This is a genomic window from Paraclostridium sp., from assembly GCF_051656405.1.
Taxonomy (GTDB): domain Bacteria; phylum Bacillota; class Clostridia; order Peptostreptococcales; family Peptostreptococcaceae; genus Paraclostridium.
Window position 1 is genome coordinate 1 of the sequence record NZ_JBOGBV010000030.1, and the last position, 20,991, is coordinate 20,991.

Consider the following 20,991-nt stretch of genomic DNA (forward strand, 5'->3'; position numbering starts at 1 on the left):
AAAGATTATGCGGTTATTATAGCAAAGAGGATACACCTGTTCCCATTCCGAACACAGAAGTTAAGCTCTTTAGCGCCGATGGTACTTGGTGGGAAGCTGCCTGGGAGAGTAGGACGTAGCCGCGTAATCTTTTTTATTTTACGTGGATTTATGGTGGTTAGGATTTAGTTTGCACTTGGGTCATAAAGCTGAAAAAATGCTTTGAATGACCACGGCGTTGCAAACTAAATCCTAACCACTTTTTGATGTGTAAAATAAAGAAGGATTACGTTTGTACGAGATGGGATTAAATAATAAGAAAAGATGCTTTGAATGATTACGGCATTGCAAACTAAATATAAACCACTTTTTGATGCGTAAAATAAAAAAGAATAACGTAGCTATGATATGAAATGAAAAGATAATTAGAAAATAAATAATGATAAATGGTTAATATAGGTAAAAACTATTGATTTTTACATTAAAATAGATAAAAACTATTGGAAATTAATTGTCTAATGATGGTAAAATTTAAGGGTATAACAAATCAGGAGGGGAATTATGAAGAAAATTTTATTATTATGTAGCATGCTTCTAGTGATAACGTTATCTCTAGTTGGATGTGGTAGCAAAGAGAAAGAATCTGCTGAAGGTGAAAAGAAATATAACTACTATACAGCAGATCAATTAAAAGAAGCAATAGAAACTAAAAAAGATATTACACTTGTAGATATACAAGTTAAAGAAGATTATGATAAGCACCATATAGAGGGAACTATTCCTACTTATGCTTATCCAGCAGAAAAGGATGAAGAAAAAGCTAAGATAGATACAGTATTACCTAAGTTAGAAGAAAATGATAATCCTATAGTAGTTGTATGCCCAGGTGGTGGCGGTGGAGCCCAAAATACAATAAACTATTTAGAATCTAAAGGAATAAAATCAGACAGAATGTTTATATTAGAAAAGGGTCAAAAAGGTTGGCCTTATAAAGAATTACTAGAAAAATAAATTTTAAAGCTATCTATATTGTAGGTAGCTTTTTTGTGCTTAATTGAGTTATACTTATTAAAGGTTTATTAACAATATATATAATGTACTTTCAGAAATATGACATGTCTTTAGTGCTAAGTAGATTTAATTTAGTATAAATTAAATTAAATTAAATAAGTTTTAAGTAACGCATAGATTGGTATATTAAATATAAGTAATATTTAACGAAATTAGTTAGTTTAGTTAAAATTTTATAATAATTATGATAATTTTAAATTTTATAAGATTTATTTTTAAATTTATGTTTAGTAAGAAAGTCGACGGGTATATATATACTATAACAAGTTAACAACAATTTAGAAACTAATTAAATTAATATATATAAGGTTAAAGGGAGGATTTTAATATGAAAAAATTTGTTTGTACAGTATGTGGATATATACATGAAGGAGAAACAGCACCAGAAATCTGTCCAGTATGTAAAGTTGGAGCAGATAAGTTTGAAGAAATGAAAGGTGAAATGGTTTGGGCAGATGAACATAGAATAGGAGTAGCTCAAGGAGTAGATCCAGAGATAATAGAAGGATTAAGAGCTAACTTCACAGGTGAATGTACAGAAGTAGGAATGTACTTAGCAATGAGTCGTCAAGCAGACAGAGAAGGATTCCCAGAAGTAGCAGAAGCATATAAGAGAATAGCATTTGAAGAAGCAGAACATGCAGCTAAATTTGCAGAGCTATTAGGAGAAGTAGTAGTAGCAGATACACAAGCTAACTTAAAAGCAAGAGTAGAAGCTGAATATGGAGCAACTGATGGAAAATTAAAATTAGCTAAAAGAGCTAAAGAATTAGGATTAGATGCTATACATGATACAGTGCATGAAATGTGTAAAGATGAAGCTAGACATGGAAAAGCATTCTTAGGATTATTAAATAGACATTTTGGGAAATAATATATAGAGATTAGATAAATAACTTAAATATATATCTAAAAATATGTTTAAAGTAACATATTTTGGGTATATATTTAGGCACTAGGAAAAACGTTAACAAATTACTGATAATTAACGTGGAAAATTAAAAATTACATTAAATACAGGGAGGATTTTAAACATGAAAAAATTTGTTTGTACAGTATGCGGATATATACATGAAGGAGAAACAGCACCAGAGATTTGTCCAGTATGTAAAGTTGGAGCTGATAAGTTCGAAGAAATGAAAGGTGAAATGGTTTGGGCAGACGAGCATAGAATAGGAGTAGCTCAAGGAATAGATCCAGAAGTAATAGAAGGATTAAGAGCTAACTTCACAGGTGAATGTACAGAAGTAGGAATGTACTTAGCAATGAGTCGTCAAGCAGACAGAGAAGGATACCCAGAGGTAGCAGAAGCATATAAGAGAATAGCATTTGAAGAAGCAGAACATGCAGCTAAATTTGCAGAACTATTAGGAGAAGTAGTAGTAGCAGATACACAAGCTAACTTAAAAGCAAGAGTAGAAGCTGAATACGGAGCAACTGATGGAAAATTAAAATTAGCTAAAAAAGCTAAAGAATTAGGATTAGATGCTATACATGATACAGTTCATGAAATGTGTAAAGATGAAGCTAGACATGGAAAAGCATTCTTAGGATTATTAAATAGACATTTTGGAAAATAATAATTAGATATATAAATAAGCCCTCATATTAGTAAATTAAAATACTAATATGAGGGCTTATTTTATGATTTAAAATAAAATTCATATAAAAAATGAATATATAGTATATACTATTTATAAAAAATTTTTGGAAGTTTTATACTGAATGATAAAATACTAACAAAAAACACATACTTTATAAAATATTTTATAAAGAAATGTTTTATAATAAAATTTAAAATTTAAAAACAACAATATCTTATTTTTAAAAAAGTGATATAATAAATTTTATAAAAGGCAAAGGTTTTGCTAGACGAAATTTATTGTTTTAAAATTTAGCTAAATAATAGATTGGAGCAAAAGCGAGGAGGCATATATGAGAGAATTATTAGAATTAAACCCAATAATTTGTGCGATAAAGGGTGATGCGCATTTAGAAGATGCTGCAAATTCAGACGGAGATATTGTTTTTTTACTAAATGAAGATATTCTTACTTTAAAAGAAAAAATACAAATTTTACATGAACACAATAAGAAAGTATTTGTTCATATTGATATGATAACAGGACTTTCATCTAGTCCTATAGCTGTAGATTATATGAAAAAAGAATTTAATTTGGATGGAATAATAACAACTAAAACTAATATAGTTAAAAGAGCTATAGAATTAGATCTAAAGGTTGTTCAAAGATTTTTCTTTATAGATTCTATGTCTCTTGATAATGCAATTGAAAGTTTAAAGAGAGTAAAACCAGATGCAATAGAAATTATGCCAGGTGTAATTCAAAAGGTAATAAAAAAAATGAACAAAACTTATCCTAACGTACCTATTATATGTGGAGGATTAATTGATAGAAAAGAAGAAATAATTGGTGGATTATCGGCTGGAGCTATGGCTATATCTACTACGGATATTGATATGTGGTAATTAAAAAAAGTAGCTTTTTCAATTGATATAGCAGTTTAGTTTATTAAATATCTAACAAAGTATTTTATTGACTGGAAAATGTTTTCGTGATAGCATTTAATTAAATTAATAACTGGCTGGAGATGAGAGAGCCCCCTATAAAAATGATAGGAGCTCTCTGTTTTTTTGCCTTATTTGACTAATTACATAAAATATCAAGGGAGGTATTGAGTTGAAAAAGACTTTATTAGGAGAGTGCATATCTGAATTTATTGGATCATGGATATTGATTTTTATAGGGTGTGGAGCTGTAGCATCTATGGTATTAAGTGGAGCAGATGTTTCTCAATGGGAAATAGGAATAATATGGGGGTTAGCTGTAACAATTGCAATATATGTAACTGGGGCAGTATCAGGTACTCATATAAATCCAGCTGTAACAATTGCATTAATGGTACACAGAGATTTTCCAAAGAAAAAAGTATTGCCATATATTATATCTCAAATACTAGGATGTTTTGCAGGAGCAGCAACAGTTTACTTATTATTTAATAAGCTATTCTTATCATTTGAGAATGCAAATAATATAGTAAGGGCTGGGTCAAACGGACTTACTACAGCAGGCATATTTTCTACTTATCCAAACGCTGCATTAAATTCATTTGATGCATTACTTGTAGAAACTTTCATAACTATGTTGTTAGTCATAGTGATATTAGCAGTAGGCGAAGAAAAAAATTCAAACAAACCTATGTCAAATTTAGCACCAGTTTTTATAGGAATAACAATAGCTATAATAGGAGCTAGTTTTGGAGTATTAACAGGCTTTGCAATGAATCCAGCAAGAGATTTTGGGCCTAAGATGTTTGCTGTTTTAGCAGGTTGGGGAAGCGGAGCACTAGGACCTGACATGTATTTTTGGGTTCCTATAGTGGGACCTATAATAGGAGCCATCCTTGCAGGATTTGTATTCGATAAAGGCGTTAAAAAGTACATGAATTAAAATACATCAAGGATTTAAAATAAATAATCATTGGAGGCAAAGCGATATGAAAAAATATATGATGGCATTAGACCAAGGAACTACAAGTTCAAGAGCTATATTATTTGATAAAGAAGGAAATTTAGTAGCTACATCACAAAAAGAATTTACTCAATTTTATCCAAAGCCAGGATGGGTAGAGCACAATCCTATGGAAATATGGGGAAGTCAAAGTGGTGTAATGAGAGAAGTGTTAGAAACTAATGGCATTAAACCAGAACAAGTTTGTGGTATTGGTATAACAAATCAAAGAGAAACTACTATAGTTTGGGAGAAAAATACTGGTAAGCCAGTATATAATGCAATTGTATGGCAATGTAGAAGAACATCTCAGATATGTGATGAATTAGAAGCTAAAGGATATAAAGATAAAATAAAAGAGAAAACAGGATTGATTCTTGATGCATATTTTTCAGCAACTAAGATAAAATGGATACTTGATAATGTTGAGGGTGCTAGAGAGAAAGCTGAAAATGGAGAATTATTATTCGGAACAGTAGATACATGGTTAATATGGAACTTAACTAGAGGTAAGGTACATGTTACAGATTACTCAAATGCAGCAAGAACAATGCTATATAATATAAAAGAGTTAAAATGGGATGATGAAATATTAGAAATGCTAGATATACCAAAAAATATGTTACCAGACGTTAAACCATCTAGTTATATATACGGACACACTGATGAGTATATGTTAGGTGGAGCGGAAATTCCTATAGCTGGATGTGCAGGAGACCAACAAGCAGCATTATTTGGTCAGACTTGTTTTGAAGAAGGATGCGCTAAAAATACTTATGGAACAGGTTGTTTTATGCTTATGAACACTGGAGAGAAGATGGTTGAATCAAAAAATGGATTACTTACAACTATAGCTTGGGGTGTTGATGGCAAAGTTGAGTATGCGCTAGAAGGAAGTATATTTATAGGTGGAGCATCTATACAATGGTTAAGAGATGAATTAAGAATATTATATGATGCTAAGCAAAGTGAATTTTATGCTGAAAGTGTAAAAGATACTAATGGTGTATACGTAGTTCCAGCTTTTGCAGGACTTGGAGCACCTTATTGGGATATGTATGCAAGAGGATCTGTTATGGGGCTTACTCGTGGAGCTAACAGAGCTCACTTAGTTCGTGCTACACTTGAATCAATAGCATATCAAGTAAAAGATGTGTTAAATGCTATGCAAGAAGATTCAGGACTTGAGCTTAAAAATCTTAAAGTCGATGGTGGAGCAAGTGCTAACAACTTCTTAATGCAGTTCCAATCAGATATATTAAATGTAAGTATAAATAGACCTAAAGTACTTGAAACTACTGCGTTGGGAGCAGCATATCTTGCTGGGTTAGCGGTAGGATTCTATGAAAATAAAGAGGATATTAAAAAGTCAGTAACATTAGAGAAAGAATTTGAGTCAAATATGAGTGAAGAAAAAAGAACTTTATTATACAAAGGATGGAAAAGAGCAGTAAATAGATCTCTTTTATGGGCAAAAGAAGACGAAGAATTCGAAAAAGAGTTAGCTAGTGTAAAAAATTAATGATAAATTATAAGTAAAAGTTATATAATTGAAGTAAATAGTAAAAGAATTTAAGAATATAGATATTAGAATTAGGCAATAAAGGAGATAAAATGGAAAGAATACTATTTGCTCATAGAGGCATGTCTACAATAGCACCAGAAAACACTTTGTCAGCATTTTCCTTATGCAAGGATAAAGGAATAAAATGGTTTGAATGTGACATTGATATTTTAAAAGACAAAACACTTGTAATAAATCATGATGATACATTAGATAGATGTAGCAATAAAACGGGACCTTTATATAATATTTGCAAAGAAGATTTAAATGATATAGATGCAGGAAGCTGGTTTGCCGATGATTATATTGGAGAGAGGATACCTACTGTAGATGAGCTAATTGAATTGATAAATAAATATAAATTAAACGTCAATTTTGAATTGAAGTCATGTTGTGGAGGTAAAGAGTTAAAGCAGGAGCTTATAGAGAGATTTGTAAAATCTTTAAGCAAATTAGATGATGATATAAGAGTTATCGTTTCGAGTTTTAACCCATTAATGTTATCTAAATTTAAAGATTTAAGCCCTAATACTCCTGTAGGATGTTTATTTGAAACAAACACTTTATATGATGATTGGTCTTCTATAATGGAAATGTGTAGAGCTGATTATATACATCCACAAAATGAAGGTTTAACCAAAGAAATGGTAGAAAAATTTAGAAGTCATGGATATAAAATTAATGTTTGGACTGTAAATGACTTAGCAAGAGCTAACCAACTATTTAATTGGGGAGTTGCAGGTATATTTACAGATATAGCAGATAGATTCCCTAAATCATATAAGCATAAAGAGGATATAGTTTGTGAAGCCAATATATAATCAAAATAATTTAGGGTAGTGACAGTTAAAATAATTTATGATAATATATCCTTATAAGGAAAACGATTTTAAAAAACGAAATATTATGGCGAAGAGATAAGAGAGCCTTCTATACATTGTATAGGGGGGCTCTCTATTTTTTTTCAAGGAGGCAAAATTATGTATGATATAGCAATAATAGGAGCAGGTATAAGTGGAAGTGCTATAGCTAGAGAATTATCAAAGTATAATTTGAAAACAGTAGTGATAGAAAAGGGAATAGAAGTATGCCAAGGAACTACTAAGTCAAATAGTGCTATAGTACATGGTGGATATGATGCAAAGTTTGGAAGCTTAAAAGCTAAGTTAAATATAGAAGGTAATAGATTATATAAAGATTTATGTAAAGATTTAAATGTAGATTTTAAACAAATAGGATCTTTAGTTTTAGCCTTTGATGAAGAAGAAATGAAGCACGTTAAAGGTTTATACGAAAGAGGATTAGAAAATAAAGCGACTGGATTAAAAGTATTAAACAAAGAAGAAGTTTTAGAACTAGAACCAAATGTTAATGACAATGTAGTTGGAGCGTTACTTTGTGAGAGTGCAGGAATTGTCTGTCCATTTAATTTAAATATAGCACTTATGGAAAATGCTATGTTTAATGGAGTAGATTTAAAACTAGAATCTGAAGTTTCAGATATAGTTAAAGAAGAAGATTGCTTTAATATAAAAATAAAAAACAAAAATGATATAAAAGCTAAATATGTTGTAAATGCAGCTGGAGTTTTTGCTGATAAAATAAACAACATGATAGGTGGAGATGAATATTTTATAATACCTAGAAAAGGAGAATATAAAATATTAGATAAAAGTGAAGGGAAAATTGCTAATCATGTTTTATTCCAATGTCCAACTGAAAAAGGAAAAGGAGTATTGGTTACACAAACAGTACATGGGAATTTATTAGTAGGGCCAAACGCTACTGCTGTAGATGAAAAAGAAGATGTATCTACATCAAAAGAAGGAATCAATGAAATAGTAAATAATTCTAAAAAGACTATAGAAAATATTGATTTTAGAAAGACAATAACTAGTTTTGCAGGTCTTAGAGCGACTCCAAATACAGGAGATTTTATGATATTTGCATCAAAGAAATGTAAAAACTTTATAAATGTTGGAGGAATAGAATCACCAGGTCTTGCATCAGCACCAGCAGTTGCAAAATATGTTGTAGAAATTCTTAAAGAAGAAGGATTAATGTTAAGTGAAAATAAAAAGTTTGAGTCTAAGAGACATAAAAACAAACCTTTTATAAAAATGACTCAAGAAGAAAAAGAAGAAATTATGAAGAAAGATCCAAGATATAAAAAAATAGTTTGTAGATGCGAAAGCATAACAGAAGGTGAAATTATAGAGGCAATAAATTCACTATGTGGAGCTAGAACACTAGATGGAGTTAAAAGAAGAGTAAGACCTGGGATGGGAAGATGCCAAGGTGGATTTTGCGGACCTAAAGTTATAGAAATATTAGCAAGAGAACTTAAAATAGATGTGGAAGATGTTTTAAAAGACTACGAAAACTCTAATACTGTATTAGGAAAATCAAAAGAATTAAGGGGTGAGTTAGTTGAAATATAATGTTGTAGTTGTTGGAGGAGGACCTGCAGGTTTAGGTGCAGCAGTTGAAGCTAAAAGAAATGGTGCAAAAGCTGTACTTATAATAGAAAGAGATAGAGAACTAGGTGGGATACTTAATCAATGTATACACAATGGATTTGGATTACACGAGTTTAAAGAAGAATTAACAGGACCAGAGTACGCTCATAAATTCATAGAAATGGTTAAACAAGAAAATATTGAATACATGCTAGATACAATGGTTTTAAATATAAGTGAAGATAAGACTATAGAAGCTTTAGGTGAAGATGGAATAATAAATATAAAAGCAGATGCTATAGTTCTAGCAATGGGATGTAGAGAAAGAACAAGAGGAGCCATAGATATACCTGGATATAGACCAGCAGGAGTTTATAATGCAGGAGCTGCGCAAAGACTTTCTAATATGGAAGGATATATGGTAGGAAAAGAAATTGTTATATATGGGTCTGGTGATATAGGGCTTATAATGGCAAGACGTATGACATTAGAAGGAGCTAAAGTAAAGGCAGTAGTTGAAATAAATCCACATTCAAGTGGATTAACTAGAAATATTGTTCAATGCTTAGATGATTTTGATATACCTTTAATGTTGAGTACAGGAATATCACATATAGATGGAAAAGAGAGAGTAAAAGGGGTTACAATTAGCAAGTTAGATGAAAATAGAAGACCTATAAAAGGAACAGAAGAATATATAAGCTGTGATACGCTTCTTTTATCTGTTGGACTTATACCTGAGAATGAATTGAGTGTTGAAGCTGGAGTTGTATTAGACAATAAAACTAGTGGACCTATTGTAAATAGTTCTATGTCTACCAATGTAGATGGTGTGTTTGCATGTGGGAATGTTGTTCACGTTCATGACTTAGTGGATTTTGTTACAAAAGAAAGTAAAATAGCTGGAAAGAACGCAGCTTTATATTGTTTAAACAAGTTGAATAAAAACAAAGAAGTTAATACAGTTGCAGACAATGGAATTATATATATAGTTCCTCAAAATATAGATGTTAGCAGCGATGAAGATGTAAACTTATTTATGAGAGTAAGAGAAATTTGTAAAAATAAAAAGTTAGTTGTTAGAAGCAACGATGAAATTATTTTAGAGAAAAAGAGACCTCATATGATACCTTCAGAGATGGAGAATATAAAAATTAGTAAAGATTTATTTAAAGATATTAAAGGAAATATAATTGTAAGTGTAGAGGAGGCATAATTATGAAAAATGTTACTTGTACAGTATGTCCAATGGGATGTTCATTAGTTGTAAGTAAAGTTGATGGAGAATACAAAGTTGAAGGTAACACATGTAAAAGAGGAGCAAAATATGGTGTAGAGGAAGTTACAAACCCAAGAAGAGTTATAACTACTACAGTTAAACTTAGCGGTTCTTATTTAAATTTACTTCCAGTTAAAACTAATGACTCTGTACCTAAAGAGTTAATGTTTGATATTATGAAAGTTTTAGATAAAGTATGCGTATGTGCACCTGTTAATGTGGGAGATATTATAGTTAAAGACATATTAGGAACAGGTGTTGATATTGTAAGTTCTAAGAGCATGGAAAGTATGAATACAAGTGATAAAAATAGTGATCATGAATTAAGAGATTGTATATAATAAAAAATTAATGGACAATAAAAATAACCTTCTTTAGATATAAATATATTTAAAGGAGGTTACTTTTATTGTTAGAATTATTAAAGTATATAACTTATTTTAGTAATAACTATATAGTTGGTTAAATATACTTAAGTATAAAAAATAAAAATAAAAATTTTAAAGGAATATAGAAATTTTTATAGAATTATATATAATAGATAGAGTATGTGATAAATTATAATTAAATATTAGAGATTATAGGTTTTTTAAAATTAATAGGGAAAGAGGTTAAAATCCTCTGCAGCCCCCGCTACTGTAAAGCTGATGAAACTTTTAAAACCACTGTAAATTTTACGGGAAGGAAAAGGAGTAAAGAGAAGCTAAGCCAGGAGACCTGCCTATAATTGAAAAATTAAGTTCTTCGGGGTGAAGGAAAATAATTGAAAGTATCATAGTTTAAAAGTACTATGTACGCTTTGTCATGTTATTAAATCCTAATCCAAAAGATTGGGATTTTTTTATGTATGCCCTTTAAAACTTAGAGTTGATTTAGTCATTTTATCACATGAAACAATAATGTACTAAATAAAAAAAGAGAGGGATTTAAAATGAATTATTTAAAATTATCAGTTATAGCAGGATTACTACTTGTAATCTTAAATCCTGTGACTTCACATGCAATGCACATCATGGAAGGATTCTTACCTATGCAATGGTCTATATTATGGACTGTCGTATTTATACCATTTTTCATATACGGGTTGAAATCAATAAATAAAATAGTAAAAGCTGAGCCTAAAAAGAAAGTGCTATTAGCTCTAGCAGGTGCATTTGTATTCGTATTATCAGCTTTAAAAATACCATCTTTAACAGGTAGTTGTTCACATCCTACTGGGGTAGGGCTAGGAGCTATATTATTTGGGCCATCTGTAATGGCAGTAGTTGGAACTATAGCTTTACTATTTCAAGCTATACTTCTTGCACATGGAGGACTTACAACTTTAGGAGCAAATGCTTTTTCTATGGCTATAGTAGGGCCTATAGTATCATTTTTAATATTTAAATTCTGTAAAAAAAGAAACATTAGCACAGGCAAAAGTGTATTTTTTTCAGCAGCATTAGGAGATTTAGCTACATATACTATAACTGCAACTCAATTAGCATTAGCATTCCCTGATCCAGCAGGAGGCATATTAGGATCATTAGTAAAATTTTCAGGTGTATTTTTTATAACTCAAATACCTATAGCAATTGCAGAAGGATTATTAACTACGTTAGTATACAATCTAATAACACAAAATGAAGAAGGAGTTGTAGAAGATGAGTACAAATTCGAAAGTCAAAACTAGAAATAAAAATATACTATTATTAATTTTAACAGTAATTTTGATAATAACTCCGTTAATATTAAACTCAACTGCTGAATACGGAGGTGCTGATGGAGAAGCAGAATCTTTAATTAGCGAAATAAATCCTAATTATAAACCTTGGTTTAATAGTTTATATGAGCCTCCTAGTGGTGAAATTGAAAGTTTACTTTTCTCTACTCAAGCAGCTATAGGTGCAGGAATAATTGGATATTTTTTAGGATATAAAAAAGGAAAAAAAGATAAATGCTAGAAATTGACAACTGTGCATATTTAAATAATATAAAAGATGTAAATCCATTAACAAAACTAGGAATTACATTTATAGGAGTTATAGCTTCTATGCTTACCCAAAATGCAAATATACATATACTTATAATGCTATTTATGACAGCTTTAATACTATTTATAGCAAGAGTAGATGTTAAATTATATATTAGATGTTTAAAGATACCTATAATTTTTTTAATTATAGGTATTGGATTAAATTTGATTAATATATCATTTGAAAATAAAGATTATATATTCAATGTAAATATACTAGGATTATACATAGGGACTACTGAATTTGCTGTAAAAAGCTCAGTAAACATATTACTTAGAGCTATGAGTTGTATTATATCAATTTATTTTTTAATACTTACGACTCCATTCAATCAATTAATAATAGTATTAAAAAAACTACATATTCCACATACACTTATAGAATTGATGATTTTAATTTATAGATTTATATTTATATTTATAGAAGAAGCAGAAGAAATATATAAATCACAACAACTAAAATTTGGGTATACGAATTTAAGAACATCATACAATTCAATGTCATTGCTTATAAAAACATTGTTTTTTAGAATGATGAGAAGATATGAAGATATGAGTATATCTTTAGATATAAAGTTGTATGATGGTAAATTTCACGTATAGGAGACTAAAATGTTTAAAGTAGAAAACTTAACATATAAATATGAAAAAAATAATAAAGCATTAGATAATATAAGTTTAGATTTTTCAAATGGGAATATGATTGGAATAATAGGTTCAAATGGGTCAGGTAAGTCAACTTTATTTATGAACTTAATGGGGATATTGAAACCTTCATCAGGACAAATTCTTTATGATAGTAAAGAATTAAGTTATAAAAAGAAAGACTTGTATAAATTAAGAAGAGATGTAGGTATAGTATTTCAAGATCCAGATAAGCAGATATTTTATTCAAGAGTATATGATGATATTGCATTTTCTTTAAGAAATATAGGCTTAGAAGAAAATGAAATAAATAAAAAAGTTTATAGAGCATTGGAATTGGTTAATGCTATAGATTTAATAGATAAACCGGTACATTTTTTAAGTTATGGTCAGAAAAAAAGAGTAGCTATAGCATCTGTTATAGCCATGGAAAACAAAGTTGTTTTATTAGATGAGCCAACAGCTGGATTAGACCCAATAAGTACAAAAGCTATTATAAAAATATTAAAAGAATTATGTGAAAAAGGTGTAAAGGTAGTTATATCTAGTCATGATATGGATTTAATATATGACCTTTGCGACTACATATATGTTTTAAATAAAGGGAAGATAACAATTGAAGGAAACTCTAATGAAGTTTTTAAAGATGATTTAAAAATTAAAGAGGCAGGATTAAATAGTCCGTGGCTCGTGAAAATACACAAAAACATGAATTTACCTTTATTTAGAAAAGAAGAGGATTTATATCATTATTTTAATAAAACATGTATAAATTCTGTTAATAATTAGCCCCTAATCTTATTAAGTTAAGATTAATATATATATAAAATAAATACCTTTAGTCTAAATTTGATCCTTGGATATATATCTGAGGATTTTTTCTTTGTAAGAAAAATTAAAAAAATGGATATGATTAATTTGGGCTTTTAATAAATTTGAATAAATATAGATAATAGATTAAAATATACATATAACATATACAATCAGGAGGTAATGATGGATATAGATTCACTAAACCCCGCCCAAAAAGAAGCGGTATTAAAAACAGAAGGGCCAGTGCTTATATTAGCAGGAGCTGGTTCAGGAAAAACGAGAGTTTTAACAACAAGAATAGCTCATCTTATGAAAAATAAAGGAGTACATCCTAGTAATATATTAGCAATAACATTTACAAATAAAGCTGCAAATGAAATGAAGGAAAGAGTTGAAGAAACTATAGATTCGGATGTTAAAGATATGTGGATAACAACTTTCCATTCATGCTGTGTTAGAATGCTTAGAAAAGATATAAATAGAATAGGATATAATAGATCTTTCGTTATATATGATAGCTCAGACCAAGTTACTTTAGTTAAAGATTGTTTAAAGGAATTAAACTTAAGTGATAAATCTTTTGAACCTAAAGTAGTTATAAGTTACATTTCTGGAGCAAAAGATAAATTATTAAGTCCTAAAGAATATAAGGATATGCATAGAAATGATGCGAGAATGAGTAAAATTGCAGATGTATATACTTTATACCAAGACCGTTTAAAAAGAAATAGTGCGCTAGATTTTGATGATTTAATAATAAAAACTGTTGAGTTATTAAAAAAGGAAGAAAGTGTACTAGCCTACTATATAAATAAATTCAGATATATAATGGTAGATGAGTATCAAGATACAAGTAAAGCTCAATATGAATTTATAAAGTTATTAGCTAAAGAGCATCAAAACATATGTGTTGTTGGAGATGATGACCAAAGTATATATGGATGGAGAGGCGCAGATATAAGAAATATACTTGAATTTGAAAGAGACTATGATGATGTTCATGTAGTAAAATTAGAACAAAATTATAGATCAACTCAAGTTATATTAGATGCAGCAAATACAGTTATATCTAATAATATAGAAAGAAAAAGAAAAAAACTTTGGAGTGAGCAAAAAGAAGGCGAAAAGATTAAAATACAGGTAACATCAGACGAGATAGAAGAAGCTGATTTTGTTGCCGATAATATATGGAGAATTCATAGAAAACAAAATAAACCTTTTAAAGACTTTGCTGTATTATACAGAGCGAATGCACAAGCCCGTGCTTTAGAGGATGCTTTAAATAGAAGTCAAATACCATATAATATATATGGAGGAACTAAATTCTATGAAAGAAAAGAAATAAAAGATTTAGTTGCATACTTAAGAGTTCTTCAAAATGTCCAAGATGATATATCTTTAAAGAGAATAATAAATGTTCCTAAAAGAGGAATTGGACTTAGAACAATAGAAAAAATAGAGGATAGAGCTAGCTTAAAGCAAGAGAGTATATTCTCCGTTCTTTTAGATGTAGATACTAACTCTGATATATCTACAAAAGCTAGAGCAAATATAAATGGATTTGTAGATTTAGTAGGAACTCTTAGAGTAATAAAGGATGCTTATTCAGTAAGTAAACTTATAGAGAAAGTTTTAGATGTTACTGGATATTTAGATGAACTTGAAAAAGATAAAAATGAAGACGCTCAAGACAGAATAGACAACTTAAAAGAGTTTATATCAATTGCTATTGAATTTGAAAATAGTAGTGAAGAAAAAGATTTAGAAACATTTTTAACTAATGTAGCTCTTACTTCAACAGAAAGTGATGATGAAGAAAATGACAGAGTATCACTTATGACAATCCATACATCTAAGGGACTTGAGTTTCCAGTTGTTCATTTAGTTGGTATGGAAGAAGGATTATTCCCTATATCTAGAGCAGTAAGATCTATGAGTGAATCTGATATAGAGGAAGAAAGAAGACTTTGTTATGTTGGGATAACAAGAGCTAAAAAAGAACTTTTCATGACGCTTACAAAGAAAAGAACTCTTTATGGAAAAACTAATCCATCTATACAATCTAGATTTATGGAAGAACTTCCAGAGGAATGTGTAGAAAAATTAAATAAAGAAGAACATGAATTAAGCTATTCTAAAGCTAATTACAATATATTAGATAAATATAAGCAAAAATATATGAAATCTATGAACAAGGCTAGTGTAGCAAATAAGGTAAATGCCACTATAAAAGAAAATAAACCAGAACCTACATCTGATGATATAAAATTAGGTTCAAAGGTTTATCATCCTAAATTTGGGGTAGGAACTGTAGTAGCAGCTGTTGGATCTGACTTAACAATAGCTTTTAATAATCAAGGTATAAAGAAGATAAATAAAGAATATACGACACTTGATTTATTATAAAATAAAAGTTTTAAGGGGGATTTGTAATGAATTCAAAAGAATTTGCAAGAAACTTAATAGGGTTTATAGAGAAAAGTCCTACAGCTTTTCACTCAGTAGAAACATCTGAAGAGTTATTAAAATTAAATGGTTTTAAAAAACTTGACTCAAGAGAAGAATGGAAACTAGAGCAAGACGGAAAATACTATACAACTAAAAACTCATCAGCAATAGTTGCATTTACAGTAAATACTAACAATTTAAAAGAAGATGGATTTAGAATGATAGGATCACATTCAGATTCTCCATCTTTTAGAGTTAAGCCAAATCCAGAAATGGAAGCTGAAAAAGCTTACTTAAAATTAAATACAGAATGCTATGGAGGTCCTATACTAAATACATGGTTAGATAGACCGTTAGCAATAGCAGGAAGAGTTGTACTTAAAGGGAAAAGTGTATTAAGACTTGAAGAAACTTTAGTAAATATAAATAAACCTATATGTATAATTCCTAATTTAGCGATACACATGAATAGAGAAGTTAATGAAGGGGTAGCTCTTAACAAGCAAAAAGACATGTTACCATTAGTGGGATTATTAAATGATTCTCTAGAAAAAGATAACTTCCTTTTAAAAACTATAGCTAAAGAATTAGGAAGAAAAATAGAAGAAATTCTTGATTTTGATTTATTTTTATACGAATATGAAAAAGGAATGTTAATAGGACCTAATGAAGAAATGATATCTTGTGGAAGATTAGATAATCTGTCAATGGCACATGCTAGCTTACATGCACTTATAGATGCTAAGGCATTAAATGGAGTAAATGTAGTTGCTGTATTTGATAATGAAGAAGTTGGAAGTTCAACTAAGCAAGGTGCTGATTCTAATATGCTATTAAATGTATTAGAAAGAATATCTTTATGTTTAGGTCAAAATAGAGAAGAATTTTTTAGAAGTTTATATTCTTCATTTATAATATCTGCAGACCTTGCACATGCAGTTCATCCTAATGTAGGAGAAAAGCATGATCCAACAAATAGACCTGTTATGGGGAAAGGGCCTGTTATAAAAATAAATGCAAATCAAGCTTATACGAGTGATAGTCAATCTATAGCTGTTTATAAAACTATATGTAAAGAAGCAGGAGTAAACTGCCAAGAATTTGTTAATAGATCTGATGTAAGAGGTGGAAGTACAATTGGACCTATAGCATCTACACATATAGATATACCATCTGTTGATGTTGGAAGTCCAATATTAGCTATGCACTCTATAAGAGAATTAGGATGCGTAGAAGATCATATGGATATATACAAAACTTTTAAAAAGTTTTATGAATTATAAGATTTAAATAGATAAATTAAAAAGGGGGGATGTATAAAAGGCTTTTACCTTTATACACCCCCTAAATTTATTATATAAATAAAAACTTAGGTTAGGAGTGAATTAGTATGAAAATAGGATTATGTTTAGCTGGTGGTGGAGCTAAAGGCGCCTTTCAAGCAGGTGTAATATATGGATTATGTGAAAGAGGTTTAGACTTTGATGTAATATCAGGAACTTCAATAGGAGCAATAAATGGTTATTACATATACACAAAAAATGTTAACAAGTTGAAAGAAATGTGGATAAATATTCAGACAATTGGTGAAAACGGTGTCAAAATAGTTGATAATACTGTGGATAACTCTTTAGCAATTGATTTATTAAGCAAACTTGAGGATAACTCTAAAATTAAGAAAAACTTTTATGTAAATTATGTGCAAATTGATAATTCAAGAATGAATGAAGTTGTAGTAGATATATCAAAAGAAAGTTATGAGCAAGGCCTAGACAGTATAAAATATAGTTCACTGCTTCCTTTTAGACCTTCAAAAGATTTAAGCCCATCGGAACAATTTAAAAAAGATTTAATGTATGGAATATATAATGGATATAAATTAGATGGAGGAATGATAAATAATACGTTATTAAAACCATTGATAGATGAAAAAGTTGATAAAATTGTATTAATAACTATGAAGAAAGATTTTGAAGTACCAGATTATGTAAAGCAGTCGTATAAGGAAGAAAATATAATTGTAGTAAAACCTAATATAGAATTTAGTAAAAATGCTACTTTAAATTTTGAAGGAGAGTTTTGCAAACAAATTTTTAATGAAGGATATGAAATATCTAAATCTTTAAATATTCTAGTCTAATAAATGGGAATTAGGCTCAAAATGTTGAATAAATCTGCGTATGCTAGTATAATAAAAAGGTTCTGAATTTGAAATATAAAAATGGAGTTGATATAAACTATGGCAACTAAAAGAATTGCTGTACTAGGTGGACCTAGATGTGGAAAGACAACATTAATACAACATTTATACGTTGAAATGAAAATAGCAGGCTTAGATGTAGGTTATGCGTTAGAGTACTCAACAGAATATTTAAGAGACAAAGGTATGATAGAAACTATATCTGAACAATATGGTATATACTTAGGGCAAAAGAAAATAGAAGATGATTTATCAGGATTTGAATATGCACTAACTGATTATGCTACATTTGTACCATATGTATATGGAAGATTTATGTTAGGTGATAGAAAAAGAACTAATAAAGAAATTCAAATTTTAAAAGACTTATATTGTCTAGCTATAGAAGATATACAAAACTATGATATGATAGTTTATGTTCCAAGACAATTTGGATATGTTAAAGATGGAGTTAGATGGCAAGATGAAAGTATTGCTATACAAATAGATGAAGCTATATTAAGTTTCTTAAAGTCTGAAAATATAAATTATGTAGAAGTATCAGGATCTACTAAAGATAGAGCAAAACAAATTTTAGATTTATTAGATATTAAATACGAAGAAACTGAATTGGTAGATTCAACTGATGAAAAATAGGCTGCTTAAATAAGTAGCTTATTTTTGTGATTTTTTATTATTATTGGTATATAATATAAAATGAGAATAAAAAACTCATAAGAAAGGAAGTACATAAAATGGAAAATAAAAACCCTATAGTAACTATAGAAATGGAAAATGGAAAGCAAATAAAAGTTGAGTTATATCCACATATAGCTCCTAATACTGTTAAAAACTTTGTATCTTTAGTAGAATCAGGATACTATGATGGAGTTACATTCCACAGAGTTATACCTGGATTTATGATACAAGGTGGATGCCCTGATGGAAATGGAATGGGTGGACCAGGATACTCAATAAGAGGAGAATTCACTCAAAATGGACACACTAACAACTTAAAACATGATAGAGGAGTTATATCAATGGCTAGAACAATGGCTCCAAACTCAGCTGGATCACAATTTTTCTTAATGCATGCTAATTCTCCACACTTAGATGGACAATATGCATCATTTGGTAGAATAATTGAAGGTATAGAAGTTGTTGATGAAATAGCTTCTGTAAGAACAGATAGAATGGACAAGCCTCAAACTCCACAAGTAATGAAAAAAGTTACGGTTGAGACATTTGGAAAAGACTATTCAGACGTAGAAAAAATGTAGTAAATAGCTTGTAGGATTATATATTGATTTCGTGCACACGACAAACTGCGTTTGTAAGTGTTTCGTCAATCAATATACAACCCTACTTCGATTTTTGGATGAGAAGAGTGGCAAATATAAAGGAAGAGAGATTCTTAAATTTTAAGAATCTCTTTTTTTAGTTTTGTTGATTATTTTATAGTTAAAAAACATAATTAGATAGATTATTATTTGTATTTTCTATATTTATAGAAAATGAAAAATAAGTGTAGTAGAATTAAAGCGACATAAATTGTAAAAGAATGATTTATAATACATTGTTTTCAATTAAATTCAGATAAAGGGGAACTGATTATGAGCGATTATAAAGATGAAATGAATGCAATTGAAAGAAAAGCTGCGTACTTTAGAGGGGAAAGAGTAGATAGATTACCGTGTAGTTTAATGTTTGAGGAAACTGCAGCGGTTTATGCAGGTATAGATGTAGAGGAATATTATTTTGATTCTGACAAAATGTTGGAAGCTGAAAAATATATAGTAAGGGAACTTGGAGTAGAGAGTGCTGGAATCAATGTTACGTTAAGAGGTATGGGTGAAGCGTTTGGAAGTAAAATGGGATACAATTCAGATAGGGCATCGCATTTAATCGAACCGGCATTAAAAGATTACAAAATGTTAGAGCACATGGATATAGTAAATCCATTAAAGGATGGAAGATTACCAATAATACTGGATTCTTTAGGAAAAATAAAAAAAGAATTAGGAAAAGAAGTAAGTATCGGAAGCGGGGTATCAGGTCCGATTAGTGCAGCTTCAGCTGTTAGAGGTACTACAAATTTAGTTAGAGATATGATTAAGGATAAAGAAAACTTACATAAATTATTAGATTTAATGACAGAGTGTAATTTAGCTTATGCAAAAGAAGTATATGAACGTTATGGACTAGTTTGTGGAATTGGAGATCCAATATCTTCGGCTGATTTAATAAGCCCGAAACAGTTTAGAGAATTTGCAAAACCATATCTTGAAAAAACTATAAATGGAATTTATAAAATTACTGGACAGAAAACAACATTACATATTTGTGGAAAAACAAAAGGTATTTGGGAAGATATTGCAGATATGAATTTATCTGCATTCAGTGTAGATAATTGTGAAGATATAGGGCTTCTTAAAAACGTAATTGGAGATAAAATGTGTATAATAGGAAATATAGATCCTGTATCAATAGTAAGAAATGGATCTATAGATGATATATATTCAAGTGTTAAGGAATGTATATCAAAAGCTAGCGATAGTCCTAATGGATATATAGTAGCTTCTGGGTGTGATATACCTGCAGGAGCACCGATTGAAAATATAAAAGCCGTTACAGAAGCTACTAAAAAATATAGTAAGGGAATAAAAATGGGAGAAAGTATAAATTAAATATATAAAATAAAAAAGGTAGAAAATTTTCTACCTTTTTTTTATTTTGTCTATTTATATTAAATTGGTAATAGTGAAAATAAATTTCTTTAAAATGAAATTAATTTTCAAAAAAACAATGGAATTAATTCAAAAGAGCATAAAATAAAAAAAAATTAGAAAAATATGAAAAAATATTGCAAGGGAAAAGTTTGCATGGTATTATTAAAACATAAAAAGAAAATAAATTTCAAAATGGAGATGTAGAAATGTTAGATATTATTAAAAATAAACTGATAGTATCATGCCAAGCTTTAGAAGATGAACCACTACATAGCCCATTTG

At 29.4% G+C, this 20,991-nt stretch carries 20 protein-coding genes, 1 rRNA gene and 1 riboswitch; all 21 genes read left to right on the plus strand.

Annotated features, from left to right (window positions below; translation table 11 throughout):
- The first annotated feature begins 8 nt into the window (after positions 1–8).
- The 21 genes from rrf (at position 9) to ACRDDE_RS04400 (ending at position 20,667) form a co-directional block, all read left to right on the plus strand.
- Positions 9–125 (plus strand): 5S ribosomal RNA (gene rrf / locus ACRDDE_RS04300).
- A gap of 415 nt (positions 126–540) precedes the next feature.
- Positions 541–990 (plus strand): rhodanese-like domain-containing protein, encoded by a 450-nt coding sequence (locus ACRDDE_RS04305; protein WP_438625762.1) that lies wholly within the window; start codon positions 541–543, stop codon positions 988–990.
- Positions 991–1,378: 388 nt separating this feature from the next.
- Complete coding sequence (locus tag ACRDDE_RS04310) at positions 1,379–1,924, plus strand: NADH peroxidase (protein ID WP_021428523.1); 546 nt, start codon at positions 1,379–1,381, stop codon at positions 1,922–1,924.
- A 160-nt stretch (positions 1,925–2,084) separates the two neighbouring features.
- Positions 2,085–2,630: an NADH peroxidase gene (locus ACRDDE_RS04315; protein WP_024619944.1), complete on the plus strand. Its 546-nt coding sequence runs from the start codon at positions 2,085–2,087 to the stop codon at positions 2,628–2,630.
- 355 nt (positions 2,631–2,985) lie between these two features.
- Positions 2,986–3,537, plus strand: a complete 552-nt coding sequence (locus tag ACRDDE_RS04320; RefSeq protein WP_438625764.1) for a glycerol-3-phosphate responsive antiterminator — start codon at positions 2,986–2,988, stop codon at positions 3,535–3,537.
- A 211-nt stretch (positions 3,538–3,748) separates the two neighbouring features.
- Positions 3,749–4,519, plus strand: a complete 771-nt coding sequence (locus tag ACRDDE_RS04325; RefSeq protein WP_150886870.1) for an MIP/aquaporin family protein — start codon at positions 3,749–3,751, stop codon at positions 4,517–4,519.
- A 46-nt stretch (positions 4,520–4,565) separates the two neighbouring features.
- Positions 4,566–6,101 carry a glycerol kinase GlpK gene (gene glpK / locus ACRDDE_RS04330; RefSeq protein ID WP_438625766.1) on the plus strand — a complete coding sequence of 512 codons (1,536 nt, stop codon included), beginning with the start codon at positions 4,566–4,568 and terminating at the stop codon, positions 6,099–6,101.
- A 92-nt stretch (positions 6,102–6,193) separates the two neighbouring features.
- The gene (locus ACRDDE_RS04335; RefSeq protein ID WP_438625768.1) at positions 6,194–6,964 is read left to right on the plus strand and encodes a glycerophosphodiester phosphodiesterase family protein; all 771 of its coding nucleotides are present in this window, start codon (positions 6,194–6,196) and stop codon (positions 6,962–6,964) included.
- A gap of 159 nt (positions 6,965–7,123) precedes the next feature.
- Positions 7,124–8,584, plus strand: a complete 1,461-nt coding sequence (locus ACRDDE_RS04340) for an NAD(P)/FAD-dependent oxidoreductase (RefSeq protein ID WP_438625770.1) — start codon at positions 7,124–7,126, stop codon at positions 8,582–8,584.
- The gene (locus ACRDDE_RS04345; RefSeq protein ID WP_438625772.1) at positions 8,574–9,818 is read left to right on the plus strand and encodes an NAD(P)/FAD-dependent oxidoreductase; all 1,245 of its coding nucleotides are present in this window, start codon (positions 8,574–8,576) and stop codon (positions 9,816–9,818) included. The genes ACRDDE_RS04340 and ACRDDE_RS04345 overlap by 11 nt, the downstream gene beginning before the upstream one ends.
- A gap of 2 nt (positions 9,819–9,820) precedes the next feature.
- The gene (locus ACRDDE_RS04350) at positions 9,821–10,222 is read left to right on the plus strand and encodes a DUF1667 domain-containing protein (protein WP_021428369.1); all 402 of its coding nucleotides are present in this window, start codon (positions 9,821–9,823) and stop codon (positions 10,220–10,222) included.
- 224 nt (positions 10,223–10,446) lie between these two features.
- A riboswitch (cobalamin riboswitch) is annotated at positions 10,447–10,620 on the plus strand.
- A gap of 192 nt (positions 10,621–10,812) precedes the next feature.
- The gene (locus ACRDDE_RS04355; protein WP_438625774.1) at positions 10,813–11,553 is read left to right on the plus strand and encodes an energy-coupling factor ABC transporter permease; all 741 of its coding nucleotides are present in this window, start codon (positions 10,813–10,815) and stop codon (positions 11,551–11,553) included.
- Positions 11,525–11,824, plus strand: coding sequence for an energy-coupling factor ABC transporter substrate-binding protein (locus tag ACRDDE_RS04360; protein WP_021428421.1), 300 nt, complete (start codon positions 11,525–11,527; stop codon positions 11,822–11,824). The genes ACRDDE_RS04355 and ACRDDE_RS04360 overlap by 29 nt, the downstream gene beginning before the upstream one ends.
- Positions 11,818–12,498 (plus strand): cobalt ECF transporter T component CbiQ, encoded by a 681-nt coding sequence (gene cbiQ, locus ACRDDE_RS04365; RefSeq protein WP_438625776.1) that lies wholly within the window; start codon positions 11,818–11,820, stop codon positions 12,496–12,498. Before ACRDDE_RS04360 ends, cbiQ begins: the two co-directional genes overlap by 7 nt.
- 9 nt (positions 12,499–12,507) lie before the next feature.
- A complete protein-coding gene (locus tag ACRDDE_RS04370) occupies positions 12,508–13,329 on the plus strand; it encodes an energy-coupling factor ABC transporter ATP-binding protein (protein WP_438625778.1) in 822 nt (273 codons plus the stop codon).
- Positions 13,330–13,536: 207 nt separating this feature from the next.
- On the plus strand, positions 13,537–15,759 hold the full coding sequence (locus tag ACRDDE_RS04375; protein WP_438625780.1) for a DUF3553 domain-containing protein: 2,223 nt from the start codon (positions 13,537–13,539) through the stop codon (positions 15,757–15,759).
- 26 nt (positions 15,760–15,785) lie between these two features.
- The gene (locus tag ACRDDE_RS04380) at positions 15,786–17,084 is read left to right on the plus strand and encodes a M18 family aminopeptidase (RefSeq protein ID WP_438625782.1); all 1,299 of its coding nucleotides are present in this window, start codon (positions 15,786–15,788) and stop codon (positions 17,082–17,084) included.
- 107 nt (positions 17,085–17,191) lie between these two features.
- Positions 17,192–17,941 (plus strand): patatin-like phospholipase family protein, encoded by a 750-nt coding sequence (locus tag ACRDDE_RS04385; RefSeq protein WP_438625784.1) that lies wholly within the window; start codon positions 17,192–17,194, stop codon positions 17,939–17,941.
- Positions 17,942–18,040: 99 nt separating this feature from the next.
- On the plus strand, positions 18,041–18,637 hold the full coding sequence (locus tag ACRDDE_RS04390) for an ATP/GTP-binding protein (protein ID WP_195948317.1): 597 nt from the start codon (positions 18,041–18,043) through the stop codon (positions 18,635–18,637).
- 98 nt (positions 18,638–18,735) lie between these two features.
- Positions 18,736–19,260, plus strand: a complete 525-nt coding sequence (locus tag ACRDDE_RS04395; protein WP_021428410.1) for a peptidylprolyl isomerase — start codon at positions 18,736–18,738, stop codon at positions 19,258–19,260.
- Positions 19,261–19,593: 333 nt separating this feature from the next.
- The gene (locus tag ACRDDE_RS04400) at positions 19,594–20,667 is read left to right on the plus strand and encodes a uroporphyrinogen decarboxylase family protein (protein WP_438625786.1); all 1,074 of its coding nucleotides are present in this window, start codon (positions 19,594–19,596) and stop codon (positions 20,665–20,667) included.
- The last annotated feature ends 324 nt before the right edge of the window (positions 20,668–20,991 follow it).

What these genes read in the sequence shown, in the direction of transcription:
- ACRDDE_RS04400 (WP_438625786.1), top strand. Translation starts at nt 19,594, where the DNA reads ATGAGCGATTATAAAGATGAAATGAATGCAATTGAAAGAAAAGCTGCG.
- ACRDDE_RS04315 (WP_024619944.1), top strand. Translation starts at nt 2,085, where the DNA reads ATGAAAAAATTTGTTTGTACAGTATGCGGATATATACATGAAGGAGAA.
- ACRDDE_RS04375 (WP_438625780.1), top strand. Translation starts at nt 13,537, where the DNA reads ATGGATATAGATTCACTAAACCCCGCCCAAAAAGAAGCGGTATTAAAA.
- cbiQ (WP_438625776.1), top strand. Translation starts at nt 11,818, where the DNA reads ATGCTAGAAATTGACAACTGTGCATATTTAAATAATATAAAAGATGTA.
- ACRDDE_RS04360 (WP_021428421.1), top strand. Translation starts at nt 11,525, where the DNA reads ATGAGTACAAATTCGAAAGTCAAAACTAGAAATAAAAATATACTATTA.
- glpK (WP_438625766.1), top strand. Translation starts at nt 4,566, where the DNA reads ATGAAAAAATATATGATGGCATTAGACCAAGGAACTACAAGTTCAAGA.
- ACRDDE_RS04385 (WP_438625784.1), top strand. Translation starts at nt 17,192, where the DNA reads ATGAAAATAGGATTATGTTTAGCTGGTGGTGGAGCTAAAGGCGCCTTT.
- ACRDDE_RS04340 (WP_438625770.1), top strand. Translation starts at nt 7,124, where the DNA reads ATGTATGATATAGCAATAATAGGAGCAGGTATAAGTGGAAGTGCTATA.
- ACRDDE_RS04335 (WP_438625768.1), top strand. Translation starts at nt 6,194, where the DNA reads ATGGAAAGAATACTATTTGCTCATAGAGGCATGTCTACAATAGCACCA.
- ACRDDE_RS04380 (WP_438625782.1), top strand. Translation starts at nt 15,786, where the DNA reads ATGAATTCAAAAGAATTTGCAAGAAACTTAATAGGGTTTATAGAGAAA.
- ACRDDE_RS04395 (WP_021428410.1), top strand. Translation starts at nt 18,736, where the DNA reads ATGGAAAATAAAAACCCTATAGTAACTATAGAAATGGAAAATGGAAAG.
- ACRDDE_RS04355 (WP_438625774.1), top strand. Translation starts at nt 10,813, where the DNA reads ATGAATTATTTAAAATTATCAGTTATAGCAGGATTACTACTTGTAATC.
- ACRDDE_RS04310 (WP_021428523.1), top strand. Translation starts at nt 1,379, where the DNA reads ATGAAAAAATTTGTTTGTACAGTATGTGGATATATACATGAAGGAGAA.
- ACRDDE_RS04350 (WP_021428369.1), top strand. Translation starts at nt 9,821, where the DNA reads ATGAAAAATGTTACTTGTACAGTATGTCCAATGGGATGTTCATTAGTT.
- ACRDDE_RS04390 (WP_195948317.1), top strand. Translation starts at nt 18,041, where the DNA reads ATGGCAACTAAAAGAATTGCTGTACTAGGTGGACCTAGATGTGGAAAG.
- ACRDDE_RS04370 (WP_438625778.1), top strand. Translation starts at nt 12,508, where the DNA reads ATGTTTAAAGTAGAAAACTTAACATATAAATATGAAAAAAATAATAAA.
- ACRDDE_RS04305 (WP_438625762.1), top strand. Translation starts at nt 541, where the DNA reads ATGAAGAAAATTTTATTATTATGTAGCATGCTTCTAGTGATAACGTTA.
- ACRDDE_RS04320 (WP_438625764.1), top strand. Translation starts at nt 2,986, where the DNA reads ATGAGAGAATTATTAGAATTAAACCCAATAATTTGTGCGATAAAGGGT.